Annotated in this window: 7 protein-coding genes; 4 read left to right on the forward strand and 3 right to left on the reverse strand. The window is 36.5% G+C overall.

What is annotated here, in order from left to right; translation table 11 throughout:
- The coding region (locus tag ACIQ0D_RS09870) for a carboxy terminal-processing peptidase (protein WP_395805154.1) at nucleotides 1-1,738 on the forward strand (1,738 nt) is incomplete at its 5' end.
- Nucleotides 1,739-1,971: 233 nt separating this feature from the next.
- Here the strand turns inward: ACIQ0D_RS09870 and ACIQ0D_RS09875 are convergent.
- Both ACIQ0D_RS09875 and ACIQ0D_RS09880 read right to left on the reverse strand, forming a co-directional pair.
- The gene (locus tag ACIQ0D_RS09875) at nucleotides 1,972-2,904 is read right to left on the reverse strand and encodes an SPFH domain-containing protein (RefSeq protein ID WP_395805156.1); all 933 of its coding nucleotides are present in this window, start codon (nucleotides 2,902-2,904) and stop codon (nucleotides 1,972-1,974) included.
- A gap of 193 nt (nucleotides 2,905-3,097) precedes the next feature.
- The gene (locus ACIQ0D_RS09880) at nucleotides 3,098-3,643 is read right to left on the reverse strand and encodes a C40 family peptidase (protein WP_395805157.1); all 546 of its coding nucleotides are present in this window, start codon (nucleotides 3,641-3,643) and stop codon (nucleotides 3,098-3,100) included.
- Nucleotides 3,644-3,916: 273 nt separating this feature from the next.
- Between ACIQ0D_RS09880 and pdhA the strand changes: the two genes are divergently transcribed.
- The 3 genes from pdhA (at nucleotide 3,917) to ACIQ0D_RS09895 (ending at nucleotide 7,497) form a co-directional block, all read left to right on the forward strand.
- Nucleotides 3,917-4,912, forward strand: coding sequence for a pyruvate dehydrogenase (acetyl-transferring) E1 component subunit alpha (pdhA, locus tag ACIQ0D_RS09885; protein WP_395805164.1), 996 nt, complete (start codon nucleotides 3,917-3,919; stop codon nucleotides 4,910-4,912).
- Between the two features lie 37 nt (nucleotides 4,913-4,949).
- Entirely contained in the window at nucleotides 4,950-6,578 is a 1,629-nt protein-coding gene (locus tag ACIQ0D_RS09890; RefSeq protein WP_395805159.1) for a 2-oxo acid dehydrogenase subunit E2, read from the forward strand.
- 175 nt (nucleotides 6,579-6,753) lie between these two features.
- Nucleotides 6,754-7,497 (forward strand): DUF6503 family protein, encoded by a 744-nt coding sequence (locus tag ACIQ0D_RS09895; RefSeq protein ID WP_395805160.1) that lies wholly within the window; start codon nucleotides 6,754-6,756, stop codon nucleotides 7,495-7,497.
- Between the two features lie 33 nt (nucleotides 7,498-7,530).
- On the opposite strand, the gene ACIQ0D_RS09900 is transcribed toward ACIQ0D_RS09895, so the two are convergent.
- Nucleotides 7,531-8,262, reverse strand: a 732-nt coding sequence (locus tag ACIQ0D_RS09900) for an anion permease (protein ID WP_395805162.1), incomplete at its 5' end; no start/stop codon positions are given.

Below are 8,262 nucleotides of genomic sequence, written 5' to 3' on the forward strand. Positions count from 1 at the left end.
CTTTGCGCTAAAGGAAATTGAAAAGGATTTCAATTTTACGACTAATGATAGTTATACTTACGACCGCGAAAAATTTCCTTGGTTAAAGTCGGAAGCCGAATCCAATAGCCTTTGGTCAAAGCGTATTAAGTACGAAATGCTCAATTTAAAGATTACGGGTACTGATCAATCAAAAATTAAGGAAACCCTGAAAAAGCGTTACGAAAATCTAATATCACAGTCTACAAAGTTCAATCATCAGGATGTTTTCCAGATTTTCATGAATGCTTTTACTGGGACTGTAGATCCCCATACAAGTTATTTTGTTCCCAATAGGGCTCAAGAATTTAATGAAGATTTGGCTCGTACATTTGAAGGTATCGGAGCTAGATTGCAATTGGAGAATGAGGTGGTTAAAATTGCTGAAATTATACCTGGCGGACCGGCATTCAAATCGAAGGCTTTACAGGCAAATGATCGAATAATTGCTGTTGCCCAGGGTAAGGATGGTGAATTTGTGGATGTGATTGGCTGGCGATTGGATGTTACTGTAACTAAAATTAAGGGGCCAAAAGGCACAATTGTTCGTTTAAAGGTGATTCCTGCGGGACAAGAATTATCATCTACTCCTAAAATTATTGAATTGGTGAGGGATAAGGTAGTACTTGAAGATCAATCAGCGAAAAAGATCATTAAAACCATAAATCAAGGTGGTAAATCCTATAAAATTGGAATCATTCAATTACCAGCTTTTTATGCTGATTTTAAGGCTCTACAGGCAGGTGATCCAAATTATAAAAGTACCACCCGTGATGTAAAACTTTTATTAGACACTTTAAAAAGAGAAAAAGTTGATGCTGTTGTTCTTGATTTGAGAAGTAACGGTGGTGGTTCACTTCCCGAAGCAATTACGCTTACGGGACTGTTCATTAAATCTGGTCCCGTAGTTCAAGTTCGTGATCGTAGAAACAGAGTAGAAGTGAACGAAGATGAGGAAGAATCAATTGCTTGGGATGGTCCATTAGGTGTTTTCATTGATCGCTTTAGTGCTTCAGCATCCGAAATTTTTGCAGGCGCAATTCAAGATTATGGCAGAGGTGTGATTATTGGCAATCAGTCGTATGGTAAGGGCACAGTACAACAAGGTATTGACATGTCTCGAATTATCAGCACTAGTGATAAAATTATGCTTAAAGGACTGCAAACGGTTAATAATAATAAAGGAGAAAAGATAAGTTCAAGCAATGCGCCTGAATTTGGTCAGATTAACTTAACCATGGCTAAATTTTATCGTGTAAATGGTAGTAGCACTCAGCACAAGGGTGTAGTTCCTGATATTGAGTTTCCAACTGTATTTCCGAAGGATAAATATGGAGAAAGCTCTGAGCCACGTGCATTAGTTTGGGATACAGTTCAGCCTAGTATTTTTACACCTGTTGCTAATTTAAGTACAGCTAAAGCAAAACTACTTGCTTTACATCAGGAGCGAATGAAAGTATCATCAGATTTCAAAGATCTTCAAGAAGATATTGCTGAATTTGCTAAGCGTGATGCAGAAACATCTATCACGTTAAATGAGGCTAAACTCAAGAAGGATCGAGAAGAGCAGGAGGCAAAATCATTAGCTCGTGAAAATAAGAAGCGAGCTGCTAAAGGTTTGTCACCTTTAAAGAAAGGTGAAAGCAAAGCTAAGGAGGATATCGACTTTATCCGCGATGAAGGATTGCAGATCATGGCAGATTTTATCCAAATAAAATAATGAAAGCCCCGGTATACCGGGGCTTTTTTTGGCATTTATTAGCTGGCTTTTTTGTATATTTTGATTGCTCTTTTGTATTATTCTTAAGGATTAAATAGCTCTAAATATTTCATTTCGAATAAGTTTTAGAGAAATGGTTAAGGACGTGTTCAAAAAAACCCCCAACTCATTCCTATAAATCGGTTTGAATTGGGGGCTAGATTAAAGCCTTTTAAAAGTAATTTACTTAGTAATTATGCTTTTTTCTTGTCTTGAGTTTCCATGATATTTATGCTCATCATTTGCTCCATGGTACGTTTCATACCATCTGATGAACCATCCAAGAAAATTACATTCCCTTTGCCATTCTCAGCAAAATGCTTGATGGCTTCAGTCCACATAGTGAATAGAATTACTGAAGTATCTAAATCTGCAGTTTGCATTTCTTTTGCTGCATGCGTCATACCTTTTGCAACCTCCTCACGGAAAAGTGCAATACCTTGCCCGCGTAATTGCGCAGCTTCACGTTCAGCATTTGCAGCAATTTTAATCGCATTACCATCTGCTTCAGCAGCTTTGGTTTTGGTAATTAGTAAAGCTTGTCCCTCGTTTTCTGCTGCAGCTTTTAGGTTGTTAGAAGCAACCACGCGACTCATAGAGGTTAAAATTACCTCATCAAAGGTGATGTCGTTTACTTGAAGATCTTGTAAATGATAACCCCAAGATTCTAGAACATTATCTAATTGTTCTTTTACGTGATCCACAATGTCTTTTCTTAGACTCAAAACCTCTGCTTGTCTTTTACTTGCAACAAAAGCACGTATAGTACCCTCAATGGTGCGAATAAGTGCTTGCATCAAGTTTTGCTCATTAATAAACTTAAAGGCTACATTTTTGATAGTTTCCTCATCCGGATTATTTACCGAGTAGAGTACCATTGCTTTAAAATACACATTGGCTTGATCAACGGTTACCGCTTGAAATTCAAGCTCTACGGCACGATTTTGAATAGATACACGAGAGTGAATAAGCTCTATTAATGGAATTTTGAGACTTAAGCCCGGTTTAAGTAGTCTTCTGTACTTACCAAAAATGGTGATTACAGCAATTGTACCCTGTTTAACCGTTACAAATGAGCTAAACAAAATAACTAGAGAAATGAATAAGAAAATATAAGTTCCGTACATATGAGTTAATTTTTTTTCTTTTTAATTTATTAAAGATAGGAAGAATATTTGTTAAATCAGCTTTTTTGAACCAAATAATGCTATTTTTTTAAAAAACATGATTCTTGTTCAAATGCCTTAATTTGAATTTTTTTGAACTTTAGGGCATAAAAAAAGCATCGTTGAGGATGCTTTTCAGAATATTTTAATTTAATTATTCTCTAAGTTTGGCAAGTAATCGGCCGCCTTTGTAGTAATATCGTTTCCAATAAGCTTCATCTAAATCACTGATCATCACACCTTTGCTGCTTGAAGCATGAGCAAATTTATTATTTCCCATGTAAACGCCCATGTGGGTAATTGAGCGACTTCCAATTTTGAAGAATACTAGATCTCCTTCTTTCAATTCTTCTTTATTAATAGGATTTACCATGCTAAATATATTTCTTGAATTACTTCCAATAAGTGTACTAAATACTTTGTTGTATAATTCAAAAGCAAATCCTGAGCAATCAATACCTTTTTTTGTTCCACCACCTAAGCGATAAGGAGTTCCTATCCAGTCGTAAACAAATTCATATAATTTTAAATTAGATGTAGCAGAAAGTGCAACACCCATAATTTGAGAGAAATATTCTTTTGCCAAATTATCAGGATCTTCTACCTGAGTGTCAGGTTTTTGCTCCTTTGTATTGGTTTGTGCCTGTACAGACACTATAGAAACGATTAGTAGAAGAAGTAAAACAAACTTTTTACCCATATTATAAATATTTTCTAGTTTTTAAAGATAAACTGAATGAATTAATTTATACGCTTTATAATTCCAGAATGTTACAAATATACGAAATTTTGTGACCCTAAGCAAGTCGAAGTGCTTAACTGTCAATATAATGACATAGTTTATAGATAGATATGAAATTAAATTATAGATAAACAGTATAAACAATACGCTTTACTATTCTTTTTTTGGTAAGATATGGTTAGATTTGCTGACCCTAATAGGGCTAAAAAAGAATTACACATACGATTACGAATGAGTTCAATAGAAATTACGAAAGAAACCTATCTTCAGTGGTACGAGTCAATGCTTTTGATGCGCAAGTTTGAAGAGAAAGCAGGACAACTTTACGGGCAGCAAAAAATCAGAGGATTTTGCCATTTGTATATTGGTCAAGAAGCTGTTATGGCTGGTGCTATGTCGGTTCTTGGACCTGATGATTCTATGATTACTGCTTATCGTGATCATGCGCATGCTTTAGCAAGAGGCATGAGCTCAAATGAAATAATGGCTGAACTTTACGGAAAAGCAACCGGATGTTCTAAAGGTAAAGGCGGTTCGATGCACATGTTTAGCAAGGAAAAGAAATTTTTCGGCGGACATGGGATTGTAGGTGGACAGATTCCTTTGGGCGCCGGAATTGCATTTGCTGAAAAATATAATGGAACTACCAATGTTTGTGTATGTTACATGGGTGATGGTGCTGTTCGTCAGGGGGCACTTAACGAAACCTTTAACATGGCGATGTTATGGAAGTTACCTGTAATTTTTGTTTGTGAGAACAATGGTTATGCGATGGGAACTTCGGTAGCTCGTACTACCAACATGGTTGATATTTACAAAATCGGATTAGGTTTTGATATGCCATGTGCGCCAGTTGATGGAATGGATCCAGTAGCTGTGCATAATGCAATGGATGAGGCAGTTCAAAGAGCTAGAAGAGGCGATGGCCCTACTTTCTTAGAAGCTAGAACCTATCGTTATAAAGGACATTCGATGTCTGATCCAGCTAAATATAGAACCAAAGAGGAAGTTGAAACTTATAAGGCTAAAGATCCAATTGAAGTAGTTAAAGCTACTATTGAGGAGAAAAAATATGCTGATGCAGCATGGTTTGAGCAGATTAATGAAAAAGTTAAGGCAATTGTTGACGAATCAGTAAGGTTTTCTGAAGAATCTCCATGGCCAGATGCATCTGAATTATATGAAGATGTGTACGTTCAATCTGACTATCCATTTATCCGCGACTAATCTAAACTTTTTATAAAATACTAATCTGTAAATAATAATGGCTGAAGTAGTAAAAATGCCGAAAATGAGCGATACGATGACAGAAGGTGTGATCGCAAAGTGGCATAAAAAAGTTGGTGATAAAATTGGTTCGGGTGATTTAGTTGCTGAAATTGAAACTGATAAGGCAACAATGGATTTTGAGTCCTTCCAAGAAGGAACATTATTATATATAGGCGCGAAGGAAGGTGAGGCAGCGCCTGTCGATTCAGTAATTGCAATTTTAGGTCAGCCTGGCGAAGACTTTCAATCTCTTTTAAGTGCCGCTCCAGCACAAAATAGTAACCTTGAGCCTAGTGCTGCAGAAGATAAACCTGCTACAACTAATTCTCAAGCTCCTGCAAGCAGTGATGCGGATGCTGAAGCTTTAGGTGCCACCATTATTCGTATGCCTCTTTTAAGTGATACCATGACTGAAGGTGTTATTGCTGAATGGCATAAGAAAGTTGGTGATAAAGTTAAAAGTGATGATGCGCTTGCTGATGTGGAAACTGATAAAGCAACCATGGAGGTAATTGGTTATGCTGAAGGAACGCTTCTTTATGTGGGTGTTGAAAAGGGCCAAGCTGCAAAGGTTAATGATATTATTGCAATTGTAGGTAAAGAGGGGACAGATGTTACTCCTTTTCTTAATTCATCTCCAAAGGCACAAGCGAGCACTGTTGTTGCTCCAGCGAGTTCAGAAGCTAAAGCTGCTCCTGTAGCTGCAGTTAAGCAAGAAGTTCAAGCCGACTCAGGTTCACGTCTTAAAGCATCTCCTTTAGCCCGAAAAATTGCGAAGGATAAGGGTATAGATTTATCTCAAGTAAAGGGAAGCGCTGAAGGTGGAAGAATCGTTAAAAAAGATATTGAAGGATTTAACCTAGGTGGTCAAAAGGCAGCAGCTCCAGCAGAAACGAAAGTTGTAGAAACTCCAGCAGTAACAATTCCACAATTTATTGGGGAAGAAAAATATACAGAAAAGCCAGTTTCTCAAATGCGTAAAGTAATTGCTAAGCGTCTATCTGAGAGTTTATTTACTGCCCCTCATTTTTATCTAACCATGTCAATTGATATGGATAGTGCGATGAAAGCCCGTACCAAAATCAATGAATTTTCGGCTGCGAAAATCTCATTTAATGATATGGTGCTTAAAGCTGTGGCAGTAGCCTTAAAACAACATCCAAATGTGAATTCATCGTGGTTGGGAGATAAAATCCGCTATAATGAGCATGTAAATATTGGAGTTGCTGTGGCTGTAGAAGATGGTTTATTGGTTCCAGTGGTGCGTTTTGCTGATGGAAAATCGCTTTCTCATATCTCTGCAGAGGTAAAAGACTTTGCTCAGCGTGCTAAAACTAAAAAATTACAACCTTCAGATTGGGAAGGTTCAACATTTACGATTTCAAATTTAGGCATGTTTGGAATTGATGAGTTTACCGCGATTATCAATCCGCCAGACGCGTGTATTTTAGCAGTTGGAGGAATTCAGCAGGTGCCGGTTGTTAAGAATGGTGCTGTTGTTCCAGGAAATGTAATGAAGGTTACGCTTAGCTGTGATCATCGTGTAGTTGATGGTGCAACTGGTTCTGCATTCTTACAAACCTTAAAAGCTTTGCTTGAAGAGCCTGTAAGATTATTAGTTTAATAATTTAAAACATATCGAAATGCCTTTCAGCTAAAACTGAAAGGCATTTTTGTTTGTTTGTAATTTAAGATTTGAATTTAATGCTGGGTATAATTTTGCTTAATTTTGTTTTATAGCTTTATAATATGCTCTTTTAGCGTTCTTAATTCTTATTTAATCAATAATAAATTTTAATATGAGACAGTCATTTCTGTTTATCCTTTTCCTTGCTGCTATTTCTATAATCTCATCTTGTTCAAATTCTCGAGATCCACAACAAATTATTGATGAGAGTATTAGCTTTTATCAAATGGATAAGCTTAATAATGCTAGCATTGAATTTACTTTTAGAGATGTAAAATTCAAAATCATGCAGAATGAAGGTAAATTTCGTTATGAGCGTACTTTTTCAGATTCTACCGGAATGGTTCACGATATTCTTGATAATCAAGGTTTTAGAAGAGAGTTAAATGGTAAAGAGCTTAATTTGAATGCTAAAGACGTATCCAAGTATTCTCAGTCTTTAAATGCTGTAGTATATTTTCTGTATTTACCACTAAAATTGAATGATGCTTCAGTTATTAAAAAGTATATCGATGAGGTAAAAATCAAAGATAAAAGATATCATAAATTAGAAATTTCCTTTGATAAAAACGAGGGTGGTGCCGACCATAACGACGTGTATTATTATTGGTTTGATGTTAGTGATTATAGTATGGATCATTTTGCCTACAGTGCAGGAGGAAATAGATTTAGAGAAGTTATAAAAACCCATAATGTGGGCGGTGTAATTTTCCAAGATTACGTCAATTATCAAATGCCCTTAAATGATTCCCTTACAGCAATATCTAAATACGATAGCCTATTTACGGCAGGAAAGCTAAGAGAATTATCTAGGATTGAATTTAAAGATATGCGCATTCAGGCTCTTTCAAAATAGCTGGATGCCCCAATAATAAATTCAAATAAATTTTTAGAAGAATAGACTTATTATATAATACAGTGTGGCTGCTAATGCTGCGGAAACAGGAATTGTTAAAATCCATGCCCACATTAGACTAATTGTTATGCCCCATCTAACTGCAGAGATACGCTTACTTAATCCTACCCCTATAATTGCACCGGTAATGGTATGAGTGGTAGAAACAGGTATTTTAAAGTGTTCTGTCATGAATAAAGTAATCGCACCCGCTGTTTCTGCTGCAACACCCTCTAATGGAGTAACCTTAGTGATTTTTGTCCCCATAGTTTTAACAATCTTCCAACCACCGCTCATTGTTCCAATTGCAATAGCTGTATAACATGCGATAGGAATCCATTCAGGGATATGATTAATTTTTACTTTTCCACCTACAACGGTATAGCTAACCTGTAGCCAGTGAGAAATTGTACTTACTTCACCTGGATTATCTTTAAGGTAAACGATAATCGCCGCAGCAATGATTCCCATTACTTTTTGGGCATCATTACCACCGTGTCCGAGACTAAACAAAGCGGAAGAAACTAATTGTAATTTTTTAAACCACCACTCAGCTCGTGATGGATTGGCATATCGGCAAATATTAACGATGATTACAGTAATGACATAAGCCATAAACATACCGATAATTGGTGCTAAGACAATAAATGAAGCAACTTTACCAATAACACCAAGGTTTATAACATCTAATCCGCCATGAGCTACTGCAGCGCCTGCAAAGCCTCC

This window comes from Daejeonella sp. (assembly GCF_044342615.1).
Taxonomy (GTDB): domain Bacteria; phylum Bacteroidota; class Bacteroidia; order Sphingobacteriales; family Sphingobacteriaceae; genus Daejeonella.